The organism is Sphingomonas sp. R86520 (assembly GCF_042466285.1).
Taxonomy (GTDB): Bacteria; Pseudomonadota; Alphaproteobacteria; order Sphingomonadales; family Sphingomonadaceae; genus Sphingomonas.
The window spans coordinates 1,233,383-1,258,257 of record NZ_JAXHBZ010000001.1; the positions used below are offsets into that span (position 1 = coordinate 1,233,383).

Annotated in this window: 18 protein-coding genes; 11 read left to right on the plus strand and 7 right to left on the minus strand. The window is 63.3% G+C overall.

Features of this window, described 5'->3' with window-relative positions:
• Both SJY41_RS05710 and SJY41_RS05715 read right to left on the minus strand, forming a co-directional pair.
• Complete coding sequence (locus tag SJY41_RS05710; RefSeq protein ID WP_380779832.1) at positions 1 to 1,890, minus strand: hydantoinase B/oxoprolinase family protein; 1,890 nt, start codon at positions 1,888 to 1,890, stop codon at positions 1 to 3.
• A gap of 10 nt (positions 1,891 to 1,900) precedes the next feature.
• A complete protein-coding gene (locus tag SJY41_RS05715; protein WP_380779834.1) occupies positions 1,901 to 3,949 on the minus strand; it encodes a hydantoinase/oxoprolinase family protein in 2,049 nt (682 codons plus the stop codon).
• A gap of 188 nt (positions 3,950 to 4,137) precedes the next feature.
• Here SJY41_RS05715 and SJY41_RS05720 point away from each other — a divergent pair, with 188 nt between their 5' ends.
• Complete coding sequence (locus tag SJY41_RS05720) at positions 4,138 to 5,643, plus strand: aldehyde dehydrogenase family protein (protein WP_380779836.1); 1,506 nt, start codon at positions 4,138 to 4,140, stop codon at positions 5,641 to 5,643.
• Between the two features lie 18 nt (positions 5,644 to 5,661).
• On the opposite strand, the gene SJY41_RS05725 is transcribed toward SJY41_RS05720, so the two are convergent.
• Positions 5,662 to 6,474, minus strand: a complete 813-nt coding sequence (locus SJY41_RS05725; RefSeq protein WP_380779838.1) for a helix-turn-helix transcriptional regulator — start codon at positions 6,472 to 6,474, stop codon at positions 5,662 to 5,664.
• A 109-nt stretch (positions 6,475 to 6,583) separates the two neighbouring features.
• Between SJY41_RS05725 and SJY41_RS05730 the strand changes: the two genes are divergently transcribed.
• Positions 6,584 to 7,486 (plus strand): SDR family oxidoreductase, encoded by a 903-nt coding sequence (locus tag SJY41_RS05730; protein ID WP_380779840.1) that lies wholly within the window; start codon positions 6,584 to 6,586, stop codon positions 7,484 to 7,486.
• 135 nt (positions 7,487 to 7,621) lie between these two features.
• Here the strand turns inward: SJY41_RS05730 and SJY41_RS05735 are convergent, their stop codons facing one another.
• Together SJY41_RS05735 and rsgA are read right to left on the minus strand one after the other, a co-directional pair.
• Positions 7,622 to 8,638, minus strand: a complete 1,017-nt coding sequence (locus SJY41_RS05735) for an LLM class flavin-dependent oxidoreductase (protein ID WP_380779842.1) — start codon at positions 8,636 to 8,638, stop codon at positions 7,622 to 7,624.
• Between the two features lie 133 nt (positions 8,639 to 8,771).
• A complete protein-coding gene (gene rsgA, locus SJY41_RS05740; protein WP_380779843.1) occupies positions 8,772 to 9,770 on the minus strand; it encodes a ribosome small subunit-dependent GTPase A in 999 nt (332 codons plus the stop codon).
• Positions 9,771 to 10,081: 311 nt separating this feature from the next.
• On the opposite strand from rsgA, the gene SJY41_RS05745 reads away from it, so the two are divergent.
• The gene (locus SJY41_RS05745; RefSeq protein WP_380784068.1) at positions 10,082 to 11,362 is read left to right on the plus strand and encodes a DEAD/DEAH box helicase; all 1,281 of its coding nucleotides are present in this window, start codon (positions 10,082 to 10,084) and stop codon (positions 11,360 to 11,362) included.
• Between the two features lie 108 nt (positions 11,363 to 11,470).
• Here the strand turns inward: SJY41_RS05745 and SJY41_RS05750 are convergent, their stop codons facing one another.
• The gene (locus SJY41_RS05750) at positions 11,471 to 12,358 is read right to left on the minus strand and encodes a PAS domain-containing protein (protein WP_380779845.1); all 888 of its coding nucleotides are present in this window, start codon (positions 12,356 to 12,358) and stop codon (positions 11,471 to 11,473) included.
• 325 nt (positions 12,359 to 12,683) lie between these two features.
• Between SJY41_RS05750 and SJY41_RS05755 the strand changes: the two genes are divergently transcribed.
• The 7 genes from SJY41_RS05755 (at position 12,684) to SJY41_RS05785 (ending at position 21,906) form a co-directional block, all read left to right on the plus strand.
• Positions 12,684 to 13,121: a TadE/TadG family type IV pilus assembly protein gene (locus SJY41_RS05755; protein WP_380784069.1), complete on the plus strand. Its 438-nt coding sequence runs from the start codon at positions 12,684 to 12,686 to the stop codon at positions 13,119 to 13,121.
• Between the two features lie 16 nt (positions 13,122 to 13,137).
• Entirely contained in the window at positions 13,138 to 14,793 is a 1,656-nt protein-coding gene (locus SJY41_RS05760) for a pilus assembly protein TadG-related protein (RefSeq protein WP_380779847.1), read from the plus strand.
• 299 nt (positions 14,794 to 15,092) lie between these two features.
• On the plus strand, positions 15,093 to 15,473 hold the full coding sequence (locus SJY41_RS05765; RefSeq protein ID WP_380779849.1) for a lysozyme inhibitor LprI family protein: 381 nt from the start codon (positions 15,093 to 15,095) through the stop codon (positions 15,471 to 15,473).
• A 210-nt stretch (positions 15,474 to 15,683) separates the two neighbouring features.
• On the plus strand, positions 15,684 to 17,837 hold the full coding sequence (locus tag SJY41_RS05770; RefSeq protein ID WP_380779851.1) for a putative bifunctional diguanylate cyclase/phosphodiesterase: 2,154 nt from the start codon (positions 15,684 to 15,686) through the stop codon (positions 17,835 to 17,837).
• Entirely contained in the window at positions 17,834 to 19,612 is a 1,779-nt protein-coding gene (gene kaiC / locus SJY41_RS05775) for a circadian clock protein KaiC (protein WP_380779852.1), read from the plus strand. Before SJY41_RS05770 ends, kaiC begins: the two co-directional genes overlap by 4 nt.
• Positions 19,613 to 19,972 (plus strand): circadian clock KaiB family protein, encoded by a 360-nt coding sequence (locus SJY41_RS05780; protein ID WP_380779854.1) that lies wholly within the window; start codon positions 19,613 to 19,615, stop codon positions 19,970 to 19,972.
• Positions 19,973 to 20,097: 125 nt separating this feature from the next.
• Entirely contained in the window at positions 20,098 to 21,906 is a 1,809-nt protein-coding gene (locus tag SJY41_RS05785) for a diguanylate cyclase (RefSeq protein ID WP_380779857.1), read from the plus strand.
• A gap of 78 nt (positions 21,907 to 21,984) precedes the next feature.
• Here the strand turns inward: SJY41_RS05785 and SJY41_RS05790 are convergent, their stop codons facing one another.
• Positions 21,985 to 23,766 carry a DUF885 domain-containing protein gene (locus SJY41_RS05790; RefSeq protein ID WP_380779859.1) on the minus strand — a complete coding sequence of 594 codons (1,782 nt, stop codon included), beginning with the start codon at positions 23,764 to 23,766 and terminating at the stop codon, positions 21,985 to 21,987.
• A gap of 418 nt (positions 23,767 to 24,184) precedes the next feature.
• Here SJY41_RS05790 and SJY41_RS05795 point away from each other — a divergent pair, with 418 nt between their 5' ends.
• Positions 24,185 to 24,874 (plus strand): response regulator transcription factor, encoded by a 690-nt coding sequence (locus SJY41_RS05795; RefSeq protein ID WP_380779861.1) that lies wholly within the window; start codon positions 24,185 to 24,187, stop codon positions 24,872 to 24,874.
• The last annotated feature ends 1 nt before the right edge of the window (position 24,875 follow it).

Below are 24,875 nucleotides of genomic sequence, written 5' to 3' on the forward strand. Positions count from 1 at the left end.
TTATTCGGCAGCGGCAGCGAGAACGGAGGCGGTGGCGTGCCAGCGCGGTTGCTTCGGCGCGGGGAGCCCGGTTTCGGCGAGGCAATTGGCGCGCAGCGTCTCGATATCGGGGCCGTAGTCGAAGGTCGGCAGCTCCGCCGGACGGCCTGCACGCATCGTCGTGCGCAACGCTTCGGTTGCCGCACCATCGACCGCGCCGTCGACCAGCACCACGCCGTAGCGTTTCGCGCCCTCAGCCGTGACCAGTCCCTGTCGCAGTTCCTTCGCCAGCAACGCCGGATCGCGCTCGAGCGGATCGCCCCAGCCACCGCCCCCCCAGGTGACGAACTTCAGCTGCTCGCCTGCCTCGACCGGATAATCTTCCAGCTTGTTACCGAGCACGATCTCGGTCCCGTCGTTCTTGACCAAGACCTTGCGCGCCCGCGTCCCCGGCTCTCCGCCATTGACGCCCCAGGGCGGCACGAACCAGCGATCGTCGTGGATCGCGATGACGCCCGGCTGGAGGAAGCGGTACACCATGTTGATGCCGTTGCCGCCACGGTGCAGCCCTGCCCCGCCGCTATCCGCGACCGTCTCGTACGTCTCGATCCGGAGCGGGAAATAGCGCTCGAGGAACTCGTTCGGCACGTTGGTGAAGCCGGGCCAGAGCGAGTGGCCATCGGGTCCGTCGCCCATCGGCCTTGCGGGAATGCCGCCGAACCCGATCTGGAACAGCTGGAACCATTTTCCGCTGGCATCCAGCCCCGAATAGAACAGATGCGGCGACGACGAGAAGCCCGCAGCATTGAGGAACTCCGGCGTCTTCTGGCCGAGCAGCCCGCCGAGGATATCGAACAACCGGCCGAGTGCGTGCGTCCGGCCCGACAGCGCAGCGGGGAAGCGCGGCTTGAGCAGCGAGCCCTCCGGAATGCGGACGTCGATCAGGTCGTAATAGCCGTCGTTGAACAGGATCTGCGGATCGAAGACCATGATCATGTAGATGCCGAAAAACATCTTCATCATGTTTTCGTTGAGCAGGAAATTGATCGAGGCCTGGCTCTGCGGATCGGTGCCGTCGAAATCGAGGATGACGCGGCCGTTCTCGCGCCACATCGTGCACTTGATCTTGTACGGGCCGTAACCGAGCCCGTCGTCGCAGATATAATCCTCGAAGCTGACCTTCTCCTCGCCGATCGCCGTCTCGACGAGCTGCTTCATCGCGCGATAGTTGCGCTCCAGCAGCAGGTCGGTGGCGGACGCGTAGACGTCGTCGCCGAACCGCTCGCACATCTCGATGATCCGGCGCGAGGCGACCCGGCACGAGGCGATCAGCGCGTTCAGATCGGCACGGCACCAGTCGGGCGTACGCGTCTGGTGCATCACCAGGTTGAGTAGGTCCTCGTTGAAGACGCCCTGCTTCCAGAGCTTCACGGGCGGGATGCGGACGCCCTCCTGGAAGATGCTGGTCGCGTCGATCGGCATCGATCCGGGCACCTTGCCGCCGATGTCGCTCATGTGGCCGAACATCGAGGTATAGGCGACGACCCGGCCGTCCTTGAACACCGGCATCAGCACGAGCCAGTCGTTCAGATGGCTGATCGCGCCCTGCACCGAATAGGGATCGTTGAGAAAGATCAGGTCGCCGTCCTCGACGGTGCCGTCATAACCTTCGAGGAACGGGCCGATATACGAGCCGAACTGGCCGACGATCATGCGGCCCTTGCTGTCGGCGATCAGCGGGAAGGCGTCGCCCTGTTCGCGGATGCCGGGCGACATCGCGGTGCGGACAAGCGTCGCGTCCATCTCGATGCGCGCGTTGCGGAGCGCGTTCTCGATGACCTCAAGCGTGACGGGGTCGATCGGTACCGTCTCGAACGGTGTGTCGTTGGCCTGGATGATGCGTGCGGGCATGATGGTCCTCTCAGGCCAGATTGATCAGGATGTTGCCGACCGGGTCGACGATGCCGGTGCAGCCGCCCTCGATCAGCGTCGTGGAGTCCATCTCGACGATGATCGCCGGGCCGGGGATGACGTCGCCCGAGCGGAGTTTCGACCGGTCGTAGATAACCGCGGGACGCATTGCGCCGTCGGTCCACAGTTCGTGATCGCGCAGTTTCGCGGCGATCGGATCTCCGTCGCCCTCCTCCAGCACCGGCGCCTTCAGATCGAGCAACGGCCCGAGTGCGACCGCGCGCAGGTTCACGAGTTCGTGCGCCGTTTCCATGTTGAACGTGAACAGCCGGTGATGCTCCTCGTCGAACCGTCCGGTAACGCCGGCAAGCCCGTCGCGCGTCAATGTTTCTGCATCGATCGACAGCGGCACCTCGAACGCCTGGCCTTCATAGCGCACGTCGATCTCGAACAAGGACGTGATGTCGCTGTCTGCGATGCCCTCGGCAGCGAGTTCGGCGCGGGTCTGAGCCGCCATTTCGTTCAGGATCGACTGGACCTCGGCCTCATCCGTTTCGCTGAAACGTCGCGAGAAGCTGCGCGCGGTCTCGGTCCGCATCTGCGTCGTCGCGTCGCCGAGCGCACAGAGCACGCCGGGGCTGACCGGCGACACCGCAGGCCAACTGCCCATCAGTCGCGCGACCGCGTTGACGTGCAGCGGCCCTGCCCCGCCGAACCCCATCAGCGCAAAATGCCGCGGGTCGTAGCCCTGCTGGACCGAAATCATGCGGAGCGCGCCGAACATGTTCTCGTTGACGATGTCGATGATCCCGCGCGCCGCCTGCATTAGGCCGATGCCGAGCTTGTCGGCGATCCCCTGCACCGCGATCTTGGCGCCCTCCCGGTCGAGCTTGAACGCGCCGCCGAGCAGCGATTCCGGCAGATAGCCGAGCACGACGTTGGCGTCGGTCACGGTCGGCTCCACGCCGCCTTTGCCGTACGCGACCGGCCCCGGCACCGCGCCCGCCGACCGCGGTCCGACCCGCAATGCATTGGTGAGTTCGGGGACGTAAGCGATCGAGCCTCCGCCCGCGCCGACCGTCTTCACGTCGAGCGCAGAGGCGCGGACCGCGAGATGCCCGACCTCCGTGGTCCGCACGCGGCGTGCTTCGAGGTTCTCGATCAGCGCGACATCGGTGGACGTGCCGCCGACGTCGAGCGTCAGGATATTGCGGATGCCGGCGTTCTTGCCGACCCACAGCGCGCCGGTCACGCCGCCCGCAGGCCCGGACATCAGCAGCGAGACCGGATGCTCCTCGGCCTTTTCGGAACTCATCAGTCCGCCATCGGAGCGCAGCAGCGACAGGCTCCCCGCCATGCCGCTATCGCGCAGCTTGGTGCGCAGGTTGCGGACATAATTGCGCATGATCGGGCGGACCGCGGCATTGGCGACGGTCGTCAGCGTGCGCTCATATTCCTGCATCTCGGGCAGCACGACATGGCTGAGCGACAGCGGCACGTCCGGCAGGATCTCCGCCGCCAGTTCGGCGACACGCAGTTCGTGCGCCCCGTTGAGATACGCGTTGATAAGCGACACCGTCAGTGCCTCTATTCCCTGCGCCTTCAGTGCCTCCAGCGCGGCGCGGATATCGGCGTCGTCGATCGGACGGACTTCGTTGCCCTGCGCGTCCATCCGCCCGGCGATCTCGACGGTATCCTCCAGCGCGGCAAGCGGTTCGGGCTTCGGCCAGACGATCCAGCCGGCAAGGCCACCCGGCACGAAGCTCCGCGCGATCTGCATGATCTGGCGATAGCCTTCGCTTGTGACGAGGCCGACGCGCGCACCCTTGCCTTCGAGGACGGCGTTGGTCGCGACGGTCGTGCCGTGGAGAAAGAACTCGATTTCGGCAGGCTTGATCCCGGCTTGGCCGCAGATCGCCTCGACCCCGGTCAGGATGCCAACCGAGCTGTCATGCGGCGTCGACGGTGTCTTGTGCCGCCAGAACCCGCCGCTTTCCTGATCCAGCAACAGCAGGTCGGTGAAGGTCCCACCGACATCGACGCCCAAACGATAAGCCATGATGTCCCCGCGATAATGATGACGCGACGACCGCCCGGGCCGCCGCTTTTGCTGAGGCCTTCCTAGAACCGCCCGATGATGCGATTGGCCCGCGTCACCGCGACTATCCGCTGTGCGACTTTTCGGCCTTGGCCGTTGGTCATGCACAGTGGTGTTCGCCACGGTGCACGCTTGCAGGAGAAGCCGTCATGTCGATCGTCCGCCCAGAACTTCGCGCAGATACACGCGCCTTTCTCGATCGTCGTGCAGGTGGGATCGGGTTGCTGATCGACGGCGCATGGCAGTCGGCCGAAGGGGGCCGCACGCTCGCGACGCTGGACCCGGCGACCGGCGAAGAGATCGGCCGCATCGCCTCCGCTTCGGCTGCCGACGTGGATCAAGCGGTGACTGCCGCGCGTATCGCGTTCGACGGCTGGCGCACCACTACGCCGGTCAACCGCGCACGCGTGCTATGGGCGATCGCAGACCTTATTGAAGCGCATGTCGACGAACTTGCGGAACTGGAAACGCTCGATCAGGGCAAGCCATTGTTCGTCGCGCGCTGGGCCGAGATCCCCGGTGCGATTAACCAGTTCCGCTTCTTCGCGGGCCAGGCGATGGCGATCGAGGGCAACACGGTCGAGACCTCGATCGACTATCAGCCCGCAGGCAAGCAGATGTCCGCATGGACGGTACGCGAGCCGGTCGGGGTGGTCGCCGCGATCGTGCCGTGGAACTCGCCGCTGGTGCTGACCGCGATGAAGCTCGCGCCGGCGCTGGCGGCCGGCTGCACGATCGTCCTGAAGCCCGCCGAGGACACCTCGCTCAGCGCACTCCGGCTCGGCGAGTTGATGACACAGGCGGGGCTGCCCGCGGGCGTGCTCAACATCGTCACCGGCCTCGGCAGCGAGACGGGTGCCGCGCTCGCCGCGCATCCAGGTGTCGACAAGATCGCCTTCACCGGCTCGACCCAGACCGGCCGCGCGATCCTCGAAGCCGCCAAGACCAATTTCAAGCGCGTCAGCCTCGAACTCGGCGGCAAGTCGCCCGCGATCGTGCTGCCCGACGCCGATCTCGACCTCGCCATTCCCGGCGTCGCCAACGCGATATTTTTCAATGCCGGGCAGGTCTGCATCGCCGGCTCGCGCCTGTACGTCCACCGCTCGATCCACGACCAGGTCATCGAAGGTGTCGTCGCCTATGCCAAGGGGCTGTCGATGGGTCACGGTCTCGATCCCGCAACGCAGATGGGCCCGCTCGTCTCGGCACGGCAGGCCGAACGCGTCGCGGGCTTCGTCTCGGGCGCGAAGAACGATGGCGCAACCGTCCTGACCGGCGGCGACCGCTCAGGCGAGGCCGGCACGTTCGTGGCGCCGTCCGTCGTCGTCGACGTCCGCCCCGACATGACGATCGTCCGCGAGGAAGTGTTCGGCCCTGTCCTCGTCGCGCAACCCTATGACGATGTCGATGAAGTGGTCGCGGCGGCGAACGACAGCCAATACGGCCTCGCCTCGAGCATCTGGACACAGTCGCTCTCGAGCGCGCACCGCCTCAGCGGACAGCTGCGCGCGGGAACGGTGTGGATCAACTGCCACGCGATGTACGACGCATCACTGCCGATCGGCGGCATGAAGGCCTCCGGCTGGGGCCGCGACAGCGGCAAGCAGGCGATGGACAGTTACCTCGAATGGAAGACCGTCTGCGCGGTGATCTGAGCGCGGACTTGGGAGTCGTCAGCCACGCGCCATCAACGACTGGATGCGCTCGGCCGTTTGCGGAGACGCGGGATTGTAGACGATCATTCCCAAGTCGGGGCGACCGTCGACTGCAAAGGCAGAGAATTCCAGTTCGATCAATCCGTGGTCGGGATGATGGATCCGCTTCAATCCATCCGCATGTCCCGCCACGTCGTTGTCGCCCCACAGCATCGCGAACTCGGGGCTGAGCCTTGATAGCTCGTCGACCAGCTGCGCGATGTCCGCCCCCGCCCCCGCACGGGCGGCATCGGCGCGAAAAGCACCCACGACGTAGCGCGCGACGCTGAGCCAATCCTCCTGCGCCGCCTTGATACGAGAATTCGTGAACATCAGCCGCAAGATGTTGCGCTGTTCGCGAGGCAACGTTCCGTAGTCCGTCAACAACGCAGCCGCCGCCGCATTCCAGGCTACCACGTCCCACGTCGCGGTCTTGATGATTGCGGGACTGATCGGCAGCGCATCGAGGACACGCTGCAACCGCGGCGTCACGTCGTTCGAATTCCTGTAATCCGCTTCGGGCGGACGACCTAGGCCCAGAACGAATAGATGATCGCGTTCGGGCGCAGTCAGCATCAGACCGGCAGCGATACGGTTCAGGACATCTGCCGACGGCGCCCCACCCCGGCCCTGCTCGAGCCACGTATACCAGGTCGGGGAAATGTTCGCGCGCTGGGCAACTTCCTCGCGGCGCAATCCAGGCGTGCGCCGACGGCCGCCGCCAAATCCAAAGGCGGCAGGATCCATCCGCGATCGCCGATCTCGCAGATACATGCCCAGTGCGTTTTCCATCGAGAAGCTCTTCGCGATCCTATTAGAAACTATACCATGATACTGTCACTACTTTAACAGTATCATGTTTAGAGCGAAATCCTCCTTCGAACAACGCTGGAGAGTTTCAATGCGCGTATTCCTGACAGGGGCGACCGGTTTCATCGGCTCGCGCGTCTTACCCGAATTATTGGCTGCCGGGCATCAAGTCCTGGGACTGACACGGTCCGATGGTGGCGCAAGGTCTCTTGAAGCGGCCGGCGCCGAAGCGCATCGCGGCACGCTGGAAGATCTCAACAGCCTGCGCGCGGGCGCAGAGCAGGCCGACGCGGTGATCCACACGGCATTCGACCATGAATTCAGCAATTTCGTCGCGAACTGCGAAAAGGACCGACGCGTGATCGGTGCGTTGGGCGACGTTCTCGCGGGGTCCGATCGGCCGCTGGTCATCACTTCTGGAACCGGCATCGGCGATGCAGGGCCGGGACAACCCGCCTTGGAGTCCGTGTTCAATCCGGAGCATCCCAATCCAAGGATCGCGTCGGAACAGGCCGGTCATGTGCTGCTGGATGCGGGCGTCGACGTCCGCGTCATGCGGCTTCCGCAGGTTCACGATACCGTGAAACAAGGGCTGATCACGCCGTTCATCGACATATCGCGAGAGAAGGGCGCCGTCGCGTACATCGGTGAAGGTGCCAACAGATGGCCGGCAGCACACGTGCTCGACGTGGCAAAGCTGTACGCTCTCGTACTCGATGGCGGCGAGACAGGCGCCCGCTACCACGCGGTCGCAGAAGAGGGGATTACCGCGCGCCGCATTGCCGAGGTCGTCGCCACCGGTCTTGGCCTGCCGCTCGTATCGCTATCTCCCGCCGAGGCTGTCGACCACTTCGGATGGTTCGCGATGTTCGCGGGTCTCGACATGCGTGCGTCGAGTGCCTGGACGCGGGCTCAGCTCGGCTGGCAGCCGACCGGGCCCGGCCTGATCGCCGATCTCGAGGCGATGGACTATTCTGCGACCTCTACCGCCTGACGAGCGATCCTCGCCGATCCAGGAAAGTCGGCGACCGCGGCGTTTCGCCTCCCGATCAAAAGGCGAAACGCATTTGTTTTCCGATCGCTGGTCGGACCGACGCATCGTACGTACGTTCGGCCAGCGATCACGCCCCTACCGCCATCCGAGCGCAGGTGCGATGTGGGTAAGTATAGCGTCGATCACATGCACGTTATACTCGACGCCCAATTGGTTCGGCACCGTAAGCAACAGCGTATCTGCCTCGGCGATCCCCTCGTCGGCGCGCAACGCTTCGATCAGTTGCTCGGGTTCGTTGGCGTAGGAGCGGCCGAACACCGCGCGCATATCGTCGATCACCCCGATCTGGTCGCGACTTTCGCCCCGTCCGAACAACGCACGGTCGCGGTCGTTCATCAGCGCAAAGATCGAGCGTGAAACCGACACGCGTGGCGCCCAGTCATGCCCTGCTTCTTTCCACGCCGCACGGTAGAGACGGATCTGCTTGGCCTGCTGGACGTGCAGCGGCTCGCCGCTTTCGTCCGCCTTCAGAGTTGAACTCTGCAAGTTCATGCCCTGATGGGCTGCCCACACCGCGGTCGCGTTCGAGGAGGACCCCCACCATATGCGTCGACGCAGGCCTGGCGCATGCGGCTCCAGTCGCAGGAGACCTGGCGGATTGGGAAACATCGGGTTCGGGCTAGGCTGCGCAAACCCCTTCCCATCGAGCAGACCGAGCAGCACCTCGGCATGCCGGCGTCCCATATCGGCATCGGTCTCGCCCTCCGCCGGGGCGTAGCCGAAATGGCGCCAGCCCTCGACGACCTGTTCGGGCGAGCCGCGACTGATACCGAGTTGCAGACGCCCACCACCGATCAGATCGGCTGCGCCCGCGTCCTCCGCCATGTAGAACGGATTTTCGTAGCGCATGTCGATCACGCCGGTGCCGATTTCGATCCGGCTGGTCTTTGCGCCTATCGCAGCAAGAAGGGGAAACGGCGATGCCAGTTGCTGCGCGAAATGGTGAACGCGGAAATACGCGCCATCGGCGCCAAGCTCTTCCGCCGCCACAGCGAGATCGATCGATTGCAACAACACGTCGGAGGCGGACCGCGTCGCGGACTGCGGCGACGCCGACCAATGGCCGAACGAAAGGAACCCGATCTTCTTCATGGCACACTCCTGAAACGGGCGGCTGTCGCTAACCGGTGCAGACGGACCCGATCTGTTTTCGAAGATAGGGTGCGGCCTGCGCTTCGTCGCGGCCGCATCGGGAAACACAGCTATTCCGCTCGCCAGTGATACGTTACCGGGAGCGCCGCTTTGCAAGTCGGGACGCGTTGTCAGTCTCTTCGGCGGCGAGGCTACGCCAGCGGTCGAAACGCACCGACGTCAAGGCGCCCGACGCGATCGCGGCGCGTATGGCACAGCCTGGTTCTACGCCGTGGGAACAGTTTGAGAATTGGCATTCCTGCGCCGTCAGCGCGAAATCGTCGAACACCTCTGCGATGCCGGAAGCCGCCTCGGACAATTGCAGTTCGCGCATGCCAGGCAGATCAAGCAGCCAACCGCCATGTTCGAGACGATGCATCTCGCGTACCGTCGTCGTGTGGCGACCGGTGCCGTCGTTCGCGCGGATCGCCTGCGTCGCGATGCTGTCCGATCCGCGCAAAGTGTTGACCAGGGTCGATTTACCGACACCCGACGATCCAAGGAAGGCGACGGTCTTGCCGCGCCCGCACCACGCGGCGAGACGCTCGACACTGCTCGGCTCGCGGCCGTCGACCATTTCGACGAGCAACCCCGGTTCGATCGCGCGTGCTGCCGCAGCGAACGTTTCAGGCGTATCGGTCAGGTCGATCTTGGTAAGAACGACGACCGGATGCACGCCGACCTCGCGCGCCAGCACCAGATATCGTTCGAGGCGTGCGACGCTGAAATCCTGGTTGCACGATGCGACGATGAAGACGGTATCGACGTTGGCAGCGATCATCTGCTCTCGACGCGGATCACCCGGCGCGCGGCGTTTGAACAGGTTCAGCCTCGTGAGGACACGGAGGGGTAGCAGCGTTGCGTTGTCGATGAGCAGCCAGTCGCCGACCGTCGGATGATCGTCCGTCGGCTGCGCGCCCTGAATATACGGCACGACGAAGCGCTGCGATCCTTCGCCTGCGATGGCGATCTTGCCGCGGTGAACGGCCATGACCCGGACGGGATGGACATACGCCGCTTCGTCTAGCGAAATCTGATCGCTGAAATGCGTATCCCAGCCAAGGTCCTCGAGGGTCTCGTTCGTCGATATCATAGGGCGGCCGTATCTTTCGTGCGATCCGGTCCGCGCTTTCCAGTCACGGCGTTGTCCGGGCCAACCAATATGGACCGCATTCGCCACGAAAGCACGTGGTTGATGCGCGCGATCAGCACCATCGACGATCGAGACTTCCCTGAAGGTCCTTCGGCAGAAGGCCCCGGCCGTTCTACGGCAACCCTAAGGCCAAGCTGTAGCGGCCTCATTCCGCATTGACGCAGTGCAGCATCACAACTAACTGCCCGCGCTCTCGATACGCTTAGCCCTACCAGGCGCGTTTAGCTCAGCGCTGGAGGCGCCGCGTGACCATGACCATGACTTTCGCCGATCTCTCGCTGGCGCCATTTTTGCTGCAGGCGCTAGCTGAAGAAGGCTATACCAACCCCACGCCGATCCAGGCGCAATCGATCCCGATACTTCTCGAAGGCCGCGACGTGCTCGGCATGGCGCAGACCGGGACGGGCAAGACCGCAGCCTTCGCGCTGCCGCTGCTGCATCGGCTCGCTGCCAATCCTCGTCCGGCCCCCAAGCGCGGCGCGCGCGTCCTCGTCCTCGCGCCGACGCGCGAACTGGTGTCTCAGATCGCGGCCGGGTTCGAAAGTTTCGGTCGTCACATCAAGCCTCGCGTGCTGACGATCTTCGGCGGTGTCAGCCAGTTTCACCAGGTCGCTGCGCTGAAGGACGGCGTCGACATCATCGTCGCTGCACCGGGGCGCCTGCTTGACCTGATCGACCAGGGTCTCTGCGACCTGTCGCAGCTCGAAGCACTGGTGTTGGACGAGGCCGACCAGATGCTCGACATGGGCTTTGCCAAGCCGATCGAACGCCTCGTCGCGACGCTGCCGCAGGATCGACAGACGCTCTTGTTCTCGGCGACCATGCCCAAAGCGATCACCGCGCTGGCCGAGAGCCTTCTCACCGATCCAGCAAACGTCGAAATCGCGCCGCCGTCGACCACGGTCGAGCGGATCGAGCAGTCCGTAATGTTCCTCGATGCGACCGACAAGAAGGCGGCGCTGCTGGCGCTGTTGCAGACGCCGCAAATGGGTCAGGCCGTCGTCTTCACGCTTCAGAAGAACATCGCCAACGACGTCTGCGCATTCATCAGCGAGGCCGGCATCACGGCCGAAGCGCTGCACGGCAACAAGTCGCAGGGGCAGCGGGAACGCGCGCTGGACGCCTTCCGCGCCGGCACCGTGCAGGTTCTGGTTGCGACGGATATCGCCGCACGCGGCATCGACGTCGACACCGTGACGCACGTGTTCAATCACGACTTGCCGAGCCTGCCGGAAAGCTATGTCCACCGGATCGGCCGTACCGGTCGTGCTGGCCGCAGCGGCTTCGCAATCACGTTGTGCGATGCAGAGCAACGCGCCTGGCTGCATGATGTGGAGCGCGAGATCGGGCGCCCCCTGACGGTGCATGACGACCATGAATGGCATTGCGAAGTGGCGCGCCACTCGACCAAGCGCGCCCCGGTGCTGGGCGGCGGTCCGGTAAAGCAGGTCAAGCTGGTCAAGGAACGCGTGCGGAAAGTCTGGACCGAGGAAGAGAAGCTGGCCGCAAGAATGGCTGCTAAAGCGGCCTAACCGCCGTCGTCGTGCGCAGATGTTCCTGCTCCAAATAGGCTGACATCGGCGGGGAGCGAGTGGGCCGGGGTTCGAACGGTTCTGTTCAGCCCCCCGCCCCGCGATCCATCATGGTCTTGGCGCCGTGAACAGCACCATGGCTCCCCCGATCGCGAACCCGTCGGCGATCGGCGCGAGCGAAATCGTTACGCGCCGCTCGTCCCCCCCGTTGGTCAGGATCGTACTATCGAACGCGGTCGCCTCGGCAGACCCACCGAGCACCGCCTCGACCGCATCGCGTGCCTCGGCGCGAGCGGACAGCGAAAGCAGGTCGACCAGGCGCGCCTGCAGGATCCGCTCGCGCGGAAGCCCGAACACCGCGACCGCTCTGTCGTCGACCGACATGATCGTACCGCGCACGCTCAACCGCATCACGAACAGATCGTAATGATGCTTGCGCGCCTTCTCCAAGGCGCGTTGTTCACTCTGCCAGATATCGACCTGCGTCTCGTAATAGGGCGTGAGGCTGAGCGCCACGCCGCTTACCCACGGATAGGCATGGCCGCGCAACCGTCGATTCTGGCTGCCCGGCAACGGCAGGTCGAACCGCGCCTCTTCGCCCGATTCCAGGACTCGCTGGAGTTCCGATACGGCAAAGCCGATGCCGAGGCGGTCGAGCAACGGCGCAATCTGTGCACCACGTGCCGCGTCGACCGGGCAACCGATGAGCACCGCCGCCGCCGTCGACATCTCGCGGACTGCCAGCCCGTCGTCGAGGATGACGAAGCCGCCAGCCATCCGCTCGACCAGTGCCCGGTATTCCGCATCGCGCTCGGCGGTCGGTAGAACCGATCCTGGGATCTCCGCGTCGGGGGTGTGCCACTGATCGATCGACAGCAGGACGTAGCGGGGTCGGCCACGATTGGTGACCACCACGGGCGCATGCGAGGCACGGTCCTGCCATAAGCCGAAGTTCCGAACGATATCGGCCGAACTGACCATTTCAGTTTTCTGCAAGTTCGCCATCCGTCCATTCTACCGATCTCGGCCGCCTGCAGGCGCAGGTGGCGTTCGGTTTTGCGTGATCGGCCCCCAACCCAGCATTGGCGACCGAAGCGAAACGAAGCTTGTTCGGCAAGTTTTACGTTGCGTAACTTCGCCGATTATCGTCATGATAACCAGTCTACGACGATCGTCCATAGTAGAAAGAACACCAAACCGGTTTGATACTACCTCTAAACGGTTATGTGTGTTATACATCCACAAATTTATCAGGTATTGAACGTGTGGTTTACTATCACCGTATAAGATGCGGCGCATGAGTGTTTATCCGGCATCGACAATGCGCAGGCGACGCAGATCAACTCTTCGTTCGTTTGCGTGCTGTGGGCGCGATCGCCGCGGTGTCGTACTCATCGAGATGGCGATAACACTACCCGTATTCCTCACCTTGCTGTTCGGGATCATGGCGTATGGCCAGTGGTTTTTCCTGTCGCATACAGTCCAGCAGGCGGCGAACGATGCGGCGCGATCTGCATTATCCGGACTGTCCCGCACCGAACGCGCCGCAATCGTCGCAAAGACCGTGAGTGTGAGCTTCGTACGGGGCAGCACGCTGGACGCGAGCAAGGTGAGCGTTGCCATCGACGACGACGACACGACGATCATCGTCCGCTTGTCTTACAACGCTGCGTCGGACCCGCTGCTGTCGACCGGACTGGTACCGTTGCCCAGCAAGACCATCAACCGCAGCGCTGCGGTTCTGTTGGGGGGCATCTGAACATGCGGCGAGGCGGATGATCCTCGCACTGTCCCGACTTGCCGCCGATCGCCGCGGATACGTCACGATCCTGACGGCCGCGGCGATGTCTATGCTGATCGGTGCGGCAGCGCTCGGTGTCGATGTCGGCTCGCTCTACGTTGCCAAGCGACAATTGCAGGGTGTCGCCGATGCTGCGGCGTTGGCCGCGACCAGCAACATCGCGAACCCCATGGTCGGCGCGCGCGCGGCGGTGACGCTGGGTGGGACCCCCAATACGACGATCGCTGCCGTCGTGCGGGGTCGATATACCCGTGATCCGACCCTGACCGCGGACGCGCGTTTCGTGGCCGATGCGACGACCGATCCGACCGGACTCAACGCTTCGAAAGTAACGTTAAACCAAGACGTTCCGCTCTTTTTCGGGCGACTGATCGTCGGTCGCCCGACGATGCGGGTCACCGCGACGGCGCTGGCGGCGCGAAACGACCTGGCCGCATTCTCGCTTGGGTCACGTCTTGCCGCGGTCTCCGGCGGCCTTCCCGGCGCGCTGTTGTCGGCGCTGGCCGGAACCAGTCTGAACCTGTCGGTGATGGATTATAACTCGCTCTTGTCGGCCAATGTCGACGCCCTGGCGTTCGCTGGCGCGCTTCGAACCCAACTGGCGCTCGACGCGGCGACGTTCGGCGAAACGCTCGCCACGACGATAACGCTGCCCAAGGCCGTAGAGGCAATGGCGGCGGCGACCACCAACCCGACTGCGGCGGCGTTGTTGCGGACGATCGCGTTGCGGCTACCGCCGACGTCGGTCCAGCTGTCGAAGCTCATCGATCTGGGGCCGTTGTCGAGCCAGCGCACAGTCGATCCGGTCAATGTCTTCTCGTTCGACAGCTATTCGGGCCTTCGCGAGATCCTCCAGATCGCCAACGGACAGCGCACGATCACGTTGGGTAGCGGGCTCGTGTTGCCCGGCCTGTTGTCGACGCAGGTGATGCTCGCGAGCGGCCAGCGCACCACGACCACGCCGTGGCTCGGCGTCGCCAAGGATAACACGGTCATCGTGCGGACTGCGCAAACGCGGCTATACCTGGATACGCAGATTGCCGGTCCGGCGACGTTCGGGCTGGCCTCGCTGCGGGTGCCCATCTTCCTCGAACTGGCGTCTGCCCAAGCGTCGCTCAGTCGGATTTCGTGCGCCACGGGCGCAGCATCGGCCAGCGTCGACCTCGACGTGACCCCAAGTGTCGGCAACGTGATGATCGCCGATATAACGACCACCCGACTCAACGATTTCACGCAGCCGATCGTCGGGCAGCGGGCGACGATCGCGCATATCGTGCTGATCGATGTCTCCGGCTACGCCAATCTGAACCTGGGCGGCGTGAACCCGCAACGGCTCACGTTTTCCGCGGACGACATTGCACAGAAGCGTGTTCGAACGGTATCGACCGGCGATATCGCACAGGGGATCGCCTCGTCACTGATCCGCAATCTCGATCTACGGGTCAATATTCTCGGACTTGGTCTGAACCTGTCGGCGGTCACCGCCGCGGTCGGCAGCGCGCTCTCGGTCGCCGCACCGGCACTCGACCTGCTGGTCGACGAGGTTACCGGCCTGCTCGGCGTCCGCGTTGGGCAAGCCGACGTACAGGTCAACGGCGTACGATGCGGCAGGTCCGCGCTGGTCGCCTGAGCGAGCCCGAACCTTCGGTTCGGAGTCTCGCAGCACCGATCGCCCCCCAGTCGAATACGCCCCGACATACGCACTTCACGTAAGTCGGTACCACCTCGCCAAAGAATGGCGCCGAAGCCCGATCGAAACCGTCCTAATCGCAAAGAATTGATGCTGATTGCACGCGTGCAATATCTTCGTGCAAAACGACCAACAACGGCAAGAATTATGACGATGGCAGGATGTCGATCCAAGCGTGGACAGCGCCTTACGTCTTTGGCTAGGATCGTCGCAACGACCATGCAGCAAGGAAACGTCCAGTGAGATTGAAGATCATGGCGACAACCGCAGTCCTAGTCTACTTAGCCGCCCCGGCGCTCGGCCAGGTGCCGGAGGCGGGTATTTCCGATCGCTATACCGCTTGCCAGACGCGCGCGGGCGGAAACACGGTCCAGCAGGGGATCTGCGCCCAGTCTGAAATCGCGTCGCAGGACGCCAGATTGAACAAGGCGTATCAGCAAGTCATGCGCCAGCTGGCGAGCACCCCGGAAAGGCGTCTCGCCCTTCGCGCGGAGCAACGCTCGTGGCTGAAGGCGCGAGACTATGAATGCAAGGTCGATCAGGAGACCATCAACAGCAGCTGCCTGGTCATGAAGACCGCGACCCGCGCGAACGAGCTGGAAAGCAAAATCCGCTTCTGACCGACACGCGATCATTTACTCAATCGATTTCCGCGACGTCCCGACCGTCATCTTAACGGTCGTGGACGTCGTGCGGTATTGGGCCAAGGCCGCGGCGCCGGCCAAGTATTTAACTTTCGACGCATCGTCGACATCGACATTATGAGTAATTGTACATATTAATCTACGTTATGATTTGACAACCTGCCTGGATGCGAAGCTAGCTAGCAGGTGAGCATTTCGGATCATACGGCGCTGGCCGCTCTTACGGCGACATCGTGCTCGGTCCTCATTTCCGACGCCATGCTCGACGATCAGCCGATCATCTACGCGAACGCCGCCTTTGCCGCACTATCTGGGTATCCCGTCGACGATGTGATTGGCCGCAACTGTCGCTTCCTCCAGGGAGCGGACACCGACCGGCAAACCAGCGCCGACATCCGTGCGGCGATCCTGCAGGGCTCGCCCATCCAGCGGACCGTCCTGAACTATCGCAAGGACGGAACGCCGTTCTGGAACGACGTGACGATCGATCCGATTTTGGACACGTACGGCCGGGTCACGCATTATGTCGGTGTACAGCGCGTCGCCGAAGATGGGCAGATAGCGGCAGCCGGCCATGCCGAGGCCGAGTCCAGGCTCGCCAGCATCACAAACCATATTCCCGGCTACGTGTATCGCCGGGTCATGCGCACCGACGGAGCGATCGAGATCCTCTACGTCAGTTCGTCGTTGCGACAGTTGCTCGGCATCGACGAGATGGAAACCGGAGACACGCTCTACGATTATATCCATCCGGACGACCGGCAGGGTCTGGCCGCCGCCGTACGCAAATCGGCCGCCAATCTTTCGGACTTCAGAGAAGAGTTCAGACTGATCTCGGCGGACGGCGCGGTCCACTGGATGCGCAGCGACGCGCCGCCGCGGCGTATGCCCAACGGCGAAATTCTCTGGGACGGCCTGGCGATCGAGATCAGCGCCGAGAAGCGCTGGGAAACCGAGATCGCGAACCGGGCGTTTTGTGATCCCCTGACCGGTCTGCTGACCCGGACGGCATGGCGAAGTGTGCTCGATCGTCAGTTGAACGCCGGCACGTACCAGACGAGCAGGTGCGGCGTCCTGCATATCGATATCGAGCGCTTCAGTGCGCTCAACTACCGACTGGGTCAGGCGCTCGCCGACCTGGTACTGTCGGAAACCGCCCATCGCATCGCTCGGACCGTCGCGACGTTCGAGGGAACCGGCGCTCGCCTTGGCGGCGACGAATTTGCGGTACTGATCCCGGTATGCGCTACCGAGGACGCGCTACTGGGCGTAGCGCAGTCTCTCGGCGATGCGCTGGCGGCACCGATGCAGATCGGCGGCCAGGAAATCGCTATCAGTACCTGTATCGGGGCGGCCTTGTGGCGAGATCGCGTAGCCGGAGATGCCGCGGACCGAGACGGTACGAGCGAGTTGACCAAGCAGGCCGAACTCGCGCTGCGCTGGGCGAAACAGGCTGGCCCCGGTACTCCGGTGCCCTATTCGCTCGAGCGCGACGATCGTTTTCAGAACCAGAATGTCCTGGCGCAGTCCCTCGAAGAGGCGATTGCCAACGACGATCTCGAACTGCATTACCAGCCGCTCGTCGACTTGGCGTCCGGCCGCATCATATCTGCCGAAGCGCTCGTACGCTGGCGTCACCGCACGCTGGGCATCCAACGCCCCGACCTGTTCATTCCCCTCGCGGAAAAGATGGGGCTGATCGGCTTGCTCGGGGATTGGGTCCTGGTGCAGGTGATGCGCCAGCACCGGCAGTGGCAGGATGCCGGCCTTGCGCCGCCACCGATCGCGATCAACGTATCGGGCAACCAGTTGCTCGATCCCGCATTCGTCGGCGCGGTGGAAAACGCACTGCGGTGCACTGGAGCACGCGCCGGGGATTTCGAGATCGAGCTGACCGAAGGCGTGTTGATCGAACCTTCACCGCAGATCATGGCATCGCTCAATGCGCTACGGGCCATGGGGTTCACGCTGACGATCGATGATTTCGGCAGTGGCCATGCGACGTTTCGCTATCTTCGCGAGTTTCCGGTCGACAAGCTCAAGATCGACCAGGTCTTCGTCCGCAAGCTCGTCCTGGAATCGACCGATGCCCTGATTATCCGGGCGATCATATCGCTGGCACGCAGCATGGGGCTCGCCTTCGTCGCGGAGGGTATCGAAACCGAGATGCAGCGTGATTTCCTCGAGCGCGAAGGCTGCGCGATCGGACAGGGCTACCTGTTCAGCATGCCGTTTCTCGCCGAGGATTTCGCCTGGATGCTGGCCAACCAGGTTCGCCTTCCGCTTGGCGTGCCCGACGCTGCCGGACGCCCACTCGATTTAGAAAGCCAACCCGCATGACGACCATGGCAGCGCCGCCCCTCATGCGCCAAGACCGCCAAGCGGAGCCGGTTACGAAAGTGATCACGGGGATCCAAGGCTTCGACGAGATCAGCGGCGGTGGGCTGCCGCGCGGGCGGCTTACCGCGATCATCGGCGCACCGGGCGCCGGCAAGACCGTCTTCGCGCTTCAAACTTTGGTCAATCGCCTCGCGCATCTCGGCGAGCCCTGCATCTTCGTCACGTTCGAAGAGTCGGTCGACCGCATCCGCAGCAACGTGGCGTCGTTCGACTGGCCCGGGGACGCCCTGGACGAGAGCCGGTTCTTCTTCATCGATGCAAGAATTCCGGAAAACGCGCTGGTGACGGGGGCTTTCGACCTGGAAGGCCTGCTCGCCGGCCTGACTGCGCTGAAAGCAGAGATCGGCGCCTGCAACATAGTTTTCGATGGCATCGACATGCTGCTCAGCAGCTTGCAGGATGAAAGGCTAGAACGGCAGGAACTGTTACGGCTCGACAGTTGGATCCGTAGATCGGCCATTTCGGCGATCGTCACGGTCAAGACGTTCGGCGCCGGTGATCGCGATCAGATTCGAGCGGATTTCCTCCAATACATGACCGATTGCCTGATTAAACTTACCGAAACCGTGACCGCCACCGGGTCGTCGCGCGCGATCCGTATCGCCAAGTATCGCGGCTCGGGCTTCGCCGCCAATCCGGTTCCCATCGTCATCGGCGCTTCGGGCATCGACGTGATCGCGTTCAAGGGCGCGAGGATCGGCTATCCGATATTCGGCGACCGGGTCTCGTCGGGCGTCGGGCGTCTGGATGCGCTCCTCAACGGGGGCTACCTGCGCGGCAGCAGCACATTGATCTCGGGATCGCCCGGCACCTCGAAGAGCAGTCTCGCCGCAAGCTTCGTCTCGGCAGCCTGCGCGCGCGGCGACCGCGCTTTGCTCATCAGCTTTGACGAAAGCGTGGCGCAGATAATTGCCAACATGACGTCGATCGGCGTCGATCTGGCGCCCCATGTCGACGCCGGCCGACTGACGATCGCGTCGTTCCTGTCGGGCGGCCGCAGCCCGGAAGAGCATTTCATCGAGATCCGCAACCTGATCAAGACGCAGAAGCCCGATTGTCTGGTCGTCGATCCGATCTCGGCGCTGCCCAAGGCCGACTACCCCTTCTCGGCAATGATCTGCGAAAACTTGCTCGATACTGCCAAGTCGCTGGGTATCACCGTGCTGTGCACGTCGCTGCTGGATCAGGCGGTGGGCAATGCCGAGCTTTCGGAAAGTCAGATCTCGACGATCGCCGACACCTGGATCCACGTGTCGTACGTGGCACGCGACGGCGAGCGCAATCGTGCCCTGACGATCATCAAATCGCGTGGCACCGGCCATTCGAACCAGGTTCGCGAGTTGGTGCTGAACGCATCCGGGATCGACCTCGTCGATGTCTACGTCGCCGAGGGCGAGGTGCTGATGGGCAGTGCTCGCGCGCAGAAAGAGGCCGACGCAGAACGCGTCCAGGTGCTCTGCGACATCGCCGCCGAACGCCAGAGGCTCGATCTGGAACGCGAACTTGCCGAGGCGCGCGCGCGCGTACAGGCCGCGACCCTGGAACTTTCGTGGAAGCAGCGCGAGGCAGACCTGGTCAGCGTCGCGGAGAAAAGCCGCGTAGAGGTCGGCCGGGTCTCGGCAATTGAACGGCTTGACCTGCGCCGCTCCGGGGACGACAGCCTCGCTCCTGACATGCTTAACGCAGCACCGGTCGCTCTTGGCGTGGATGGGTAAGTGACACCGAACGACCTTCCCTCGGACGCCGTTTCCTCGCCGATCGATTTGGCGTCCGAAGCGGCCGTCGCCCATCTCCGGCTTTACATTGCCCGCTCGACGCCAAATTCGGTCCGGGCGCAGCACAATCTGACGACCGCGCTCGCTGCATTAGAGCGCGCGATACACTCCGACCTGGAGATCATCGACGTTTTCTCGCAACCCAAGCGCGCGATCATCGATGGCGTCGTCGTGACCCCTACCCTCATCGCTACGGCAGCAGCGAAGCGCGTGGTCCTGATGGGCGACCTCGCGGACCAGGACCAGCTGCGACGTACGTTGCAGGAATTTCTCGAATGCGACGGCCCAGTCGTTGCCTGAGTACGGGACGCTTCCACTTTGATCGACATCTACCGCTCCGCGACGGGGCACGGACAACTGCGTGGCGGCGGTCGAGTACAAGACCTTCGAGGAGTCGACGTCACGCACTTTGGGCCTTTGTTCACATGAAAGCCTTCCGTTCGCTGGGCGTCCGCATCTACTGCGTGGCTGCGCTGACCGCGCTTGCCGCGCTCTTGCTCGGGCTCATGATACTGCAGAGCAGCACGCATTCCCGCCAAGCCTTCGATTGGGTCGGCCATTCCCAGGAAGTCATCCTCAGCCTCGATGGTATCGAGAGCAGCCTGACCCAGGCCGAGTCGCGCTTGCGTGGCTTTCTGATGACGAGGGACGCGAGCTATGTCGCCGGCTTTGACGGCGACTTAGCAACGGCGAAACTCCTGTCCGCGAAGCTGACCAGTCTTGTCACCGACAACCCGGTCCAGCACGGCCGCGCCGTCCGCCTTGAAGCGTTGACCGCGGAAAAAGCCGGCGTGATGGCGGCCGCCGAGCAGCGGACACTGGCAAATCCAGTTGGAAGCCTTCCAAATCCGAAGGCGCGATTGCAAGGCAGGAACCTCATGACTGCCGTCGGTCGGGAGGTCGGCACCATCCGGACCGAAGAACGCCAGCTCTTGTTGCGCCGGACAGATGAAGCGCAGGCCGAGGTCGCACAGTCCAAGACGCTTCTCCTCTACGGCTTCCCGCTGCTCGTGCTGTTGATCGGCGGAATCGCCTGGTTCGTGAGCATCAGCATATCTCGGCCTCTCGCCGAACTGCTGGACGTCGTGACGCGCTTCGGCGCCGGTGATCGTGATGCGCGTGCGAGCATTATCGGTCACAGCGTCGAATTCCGGCGACTTGCGTTCGCGTATAACGAGATGGCCGACCGTTTGATGACGGTGAACGACCGCCAGGAGAAACGGCAGTACTCGGTTCAAATCCTGAGCGAGATGTCGCAGCGGCTGCAGGCGATCCAGAACGACGGCGAGCTGGCGGAAGTCCTCGACTGCTTCCTGCCGCAGGTCATGCCGGACCTCGCGGGCATCCTCTATCTGCACAACCATTCGCGCAACATGCTCATCCCGACCGCGAGCTGGGGCCATCCGCAGGTGATGCCGGAGATGTTCCCGCCCGCCAATTGCTGGGGACTGCGCCGCGGTCAGACCCATGCGGTCGGCAAACTGGGCGATGACCTGATCTGCGACCATGCTGCCGGACCCGTATCGATCGATCGGCGCTGCGAGCCGCTGTTAGCCGGCGGTGAAGTGCTCGGCCTGCTCTACATCGAAGGTCCGATCGCCGACGAGGCCCATTTCCGCCTGCGACTGCTGAAGGAAAGCGTCGCGCTTGCTCTGGTCAACGACAACCTGCGCTCGCGCCTTCGTGAACAGTCGATCCGCGATCCCCTCACCAAGCTGTTCAACCGGCGGTACATGGAGGAAGCGCTCGCACTCGAGACGGCACGCGCGAAACGGAGCGCCGCGCCTTTGTCGATCGTCATGTGCGACGTCGATCATTTCAAGCGCTTCAACGACGGTCACGGCCATGAAGCGGGCGACCAACTCCTCGCTGCCATCGCTCGCCTGATACAGTCGCAGTTCCGAGACGGCGATATCGTCTGCCGGTATGGCGGTGAAGAATTCATCGTGATCGCGCCCGGCGCATCTCCCGCCCTCGTCGAAAGCCGGGCGGAAGCGCTTCGCCTCGCGGTGCGCAACCTCACCGTGGAAAACCGCGGACACCGGCTTGGTCCCGTCACGATGTCGTTCGGCATCGATAGCTGGGACGCCGACGAGGGCCGTCCGGTGAGCGCGCTTCTAGGCGAAGCGGATCGCGCGCTGTTCGAAGCGAAGCGACTTGGGAGGGATCGCGTGCAGATCGCCGCAACGTCTCAGGTCAGACTGGAGGAAGCCGCCAGCGACACGGACCGATAGTATCGAGACCTCCCGACACGACGCCAACGACCGCGGTAACGTCCACAGGCGGAGGCAGGCGATCAGTAAGTCCGCAACCTACTTCCGTCTTGCTGCGATATAGAGCGTCACCTGTTCGTCTAGCACGTCGAGCGGGAGCGCACCTTGGCTCAGCACCGCTTCGTGAAAGTCGCGAATGTCGAACCGCGGCCCTAGCTCGCGTTCGGCGCGTGCACGCAGTTCGGCGATCTTTAGCTGACCGACCATGTAGCTCGTCGCCTGCCCGGGCCAGTTGAAATAGCGATCGACCTCGCGGGCGATGTCCGTGTCCGACACCGAGCTGTTCGCATGGAAATAGGCGATCGCCTGTTCGCGCGTCCATCGTTTGGAATGGATGCCGGTGTCGAGCCCGAGGCGAATCGCACGCCACACCTGAAGCGACAGCATGCCGAAGCGCGCATACGGGTCCTTGTAGACCCCCATCTCGTTTGCCAGCCGCTCCGAATAAAGGCCCCAGCCCTCCGTATACGCGCCGTAGCCGCCGAATTTACGAAACTTCGGCATATCGGGCAGCTCCTGCTGCCTCGCGATCTGGAAATGATGACCGGGCGCGGCTTCGTGCGCGGCGATCCCGGCGACCTGGACCTTTTGCGTCTGCTTCATGTCGACCAGATTGACGTAGTAGATACCTGGCCGCGAGCCATCTGCCGAAGGCGCGTTGTAGAACGCGGTCGGCGCAGTTGCCTCCCGCCATTTCTCGACCGCACGCACCTCCAATGGCGCTTTTGGCAACACGCGAAAGAACCGCGGCGCGGCGACCATGACCGTTGCGATCACCGCCCGCGCGTCGCTCAGATACTGCTCGCGCCCGGCTTCGGTATTGGGATATTTGAACTGCGGGTTCATCCGAACATTGTCGAAGAACTGCTCCAGCGTCCCCTTGAAGCCGACCTCGCGCTTGATCCCCTCCATCTCCTGACGGATCGAGGCGACCTGCTTCAACCCGAGCGCATGAATCTGCTCCGCGGTCAGATCGGTGGTGGTCGAGGCCTTGAGCTGGTCCGCATAATAGGCGTCGCCATTCGGCAAATGCCAGGCGCCGAAATTGCCGGTCGCCTTCGGTTCGATCTCGTCCAGCGCGGCAAGCAACACGCCATAGCCGTGCCGAAAAGGACCCTTGAGCGCTGCCTGCGCCTCGCCGATCAACTTCGCCTTCGTCGCTACCGGAACGCCGAGCGCGGACACCTTCTTCCGAAAGTCCGCCATTAGCGTCGAGTCCGGCCCGTTGTCGAACGGCGCGCCGGTAATGACCTTGCGCGCATCGGCGCGTGCCGGCGCAAAATTCACGGTATTGGGGACGATGCCCTTGGCTGCCTGCGCGCGCATCGTCGCGGCCACCTCGCGCATCACGCGGTCGGCGTCGCGCAGACGGGCGACATAGGCCTCCGCGTCGGCGACCGTGTCGATCCTGTGATTGTTGATGAGGAGAACGGGAATATCGCCCGCCGGGCTGCCGTTGGTCGATACCGGCAGGCGCAGGTCGCGGAACCGGAACGCCTCGCGCCCCCGCACCACGTCGTGCTCGAAAAGCCGATAGCTGACCCAGGCACCCTCGCCGAGGGTTTCGTGCCGGAAGCGGGCGCGCATGTCAGTCAGCTGCCGTTCCGCAAGAGCGCGTTGCCGCTGCGCCCCGGCGTCCGTGTAATCGTCGAGCCTATCCTCGTCGGTCTTGAAACCAAGCTGCGTCTGCGTTTCCGGGCTGAGCTTGACCTGCTCCTCGAACGCATGGTCCAGGAACTGGAGCAGCGCCGCATCCTGCGCGCCGTGTTGCAGGCTTACCGCCGGAACGGGGGCTGCGGCGCTCGCCTGGACGAGTGGCATGACGGGGAGCAGCAACAGCGTGAAGGCAGTACGGATCGGTCGTCTCCCGTCGGAATATGCGCTTGTTGCGTAAGCATTCGACAGATGCAATCGGCATCGAACTACGCTTTCGCAGCGCCTGAACGACCAGCGTCAGGCGCGGTGCAATTTGACCACTTGCCACGGTTTCGAAGCCTTCGCGTAAGTAATGGCGAACATCGATACGGTGGCCTGATCGACAATCCATTCGTCTTCATCAGATTTCCGCGTACCAATATGGATCAAGTCGCGGCGATTCTTTACAAAAGGTTTACCAAATTGGTCATTATCCGACCTTAACTACTAAATCGTTATGATCCCTCATATTTGACGCGCATGATGATCCTACGTGAGAGCGGCCTGTTAAGAGCGGCGACACGAGCAGGGGGAAGGAACGACAGTGGAATCGAGCAATCGACGCCGCTCGCAGCGTATCTATGTCGTCGGTGAAGAAACGGGGCTCATCTTCACCGAAATCTCGGACATCATCAGTGGAGACGAGGCCTATACCATAGTCGAATATCCGGAATTCGACGTTTTCGTATCCGATATCGACAACCTGACTGCCGCCTGCGTCGTCATGGAAGCAAGTGCGAGCCAACTGGCGGACCTCGCTGCCGCACGGCTCAGCAGCGGCGCGTCACCGCCATTGTCACTGATACTGCTTGGCGAAACCATCGATGTCGCGACCGTGATCGAGGCCATGAAGGTCAATTCGATCCAGTTTCTCGAGCGTCCCTTCGATGCCATGCACCTTCTCGCCGCACTGGCCGAGGGCTTTCATACGATCGATCGCCAATTGCAGGCGACGACGTCGGATCGCGAGAACGTTGATCAACTGGCGTCGCTGACGCCCCGCGAGCGCAACGTGTTCGAAGGACTGATCGATGGGCTCTCCAACAAGGAGATCGCCAAGCGATTGTCGATCAGTCATCGGACGGTCGAGGTCTATCGTGCCAATCTGGCCGTAAAGCTTCATTCGAAGAAGCCGACCGACTGGGTGCGGTTGAAGCTGAGCTTGCCGCCCGGCACCTCGGTCCGGATCGTCGAGGATCCCGTGCTGGAACCGCCGGCGGGCAGCAAACGCTAGC

Coding starts and splice junctions, on each gene's coding strand:
- SJY41_RS05710 (WP_380779832.1), bottom strand. CDS start 1,890: ATGCCCGCACGCATCATCCAGGCCAACGACACACCGTTCGAGACGGTA.
- SJY41_RS05715 (WP_380779834.1), bottom strand. CDS start 3,949: ATGGCTTATCGTTTGGGCGTCGATGTCGGTGGGACCTTCACCGACCTG.
- SJY41_RS05720 (WP_380779836.1), top strand. CDS start 4,138: ATGTCGATCGTCCGCCCAGAACTTCGCGCAGATACACGCGCCTTTCTC.
- SJY41_RS05725 (WP_380779838.1), bottom strand. CDS start 6,474: ATGGAAAACGCACTGGGCATGTATCTGCGAGATCGGCGATCGCGGATG.
- SJY41_RS05730 (WP_380779840.1), top strand. CDS start 6,584: ATGCGCGTATTCCTGACAGGGGCGACCGGTTTCATCGGCTCGCGCGTC.
- SJY41_RS05735 (WP_380779842.1), bottom strand. CDS start 8,638: ATGAAGAAGATCGGGTTCCTTTCGTTCGGCCATTGGTCGGCGTCGCCG.
- rsgA (WP_380779843.1), bottom strand. CDS start 9,770: ATGATATCGACGAACGAGACCCTCGAGGACCTTGGCTGGGATACGCAT.
- SJY41_RS05745 (WP_380784068.1), top strand. CDS start 10,082: ATGACCATGACTTTCGCCGATCTCTCGCTGGCGCCATTTTTGCTGCAG.
- SJY41_RS05755 (WP_380784069.1), top strand. CDS start 12,684: ATGCGCAGGCGACGCAGATCAACTCTTCGTTCGTTTGCGTGCTGTGGG.
- SJY41_RS05760 (WP_380779847.1), top strand. CDS start 13,138: ATGATCCTCGCACTGTCCCGACTTGCCGCCGATCGCCGCGGATACGTC.
- kaiC (WP_380779852.1), top strand. CDS start 17,834: ATGACGACCATGGCAGCGCCGCCCCTCATGCGCCAAGACCGCCAAGCG.
- SJY41_RS05785 (WP_380779857.1), top strand. CDS start 20,098: ATGAAAGCCTTCCGTTCGCTGGGCGTCCGCATCTACTGCGTGGCTGCG.
- SJY41_RS05790 (WP_380779859.1), bottom strand. CDS start 23,766: ATGCCACTCGTCCAGGCGAGCGCCGCAGCCCCCGTTCCGGCGGTAAGC.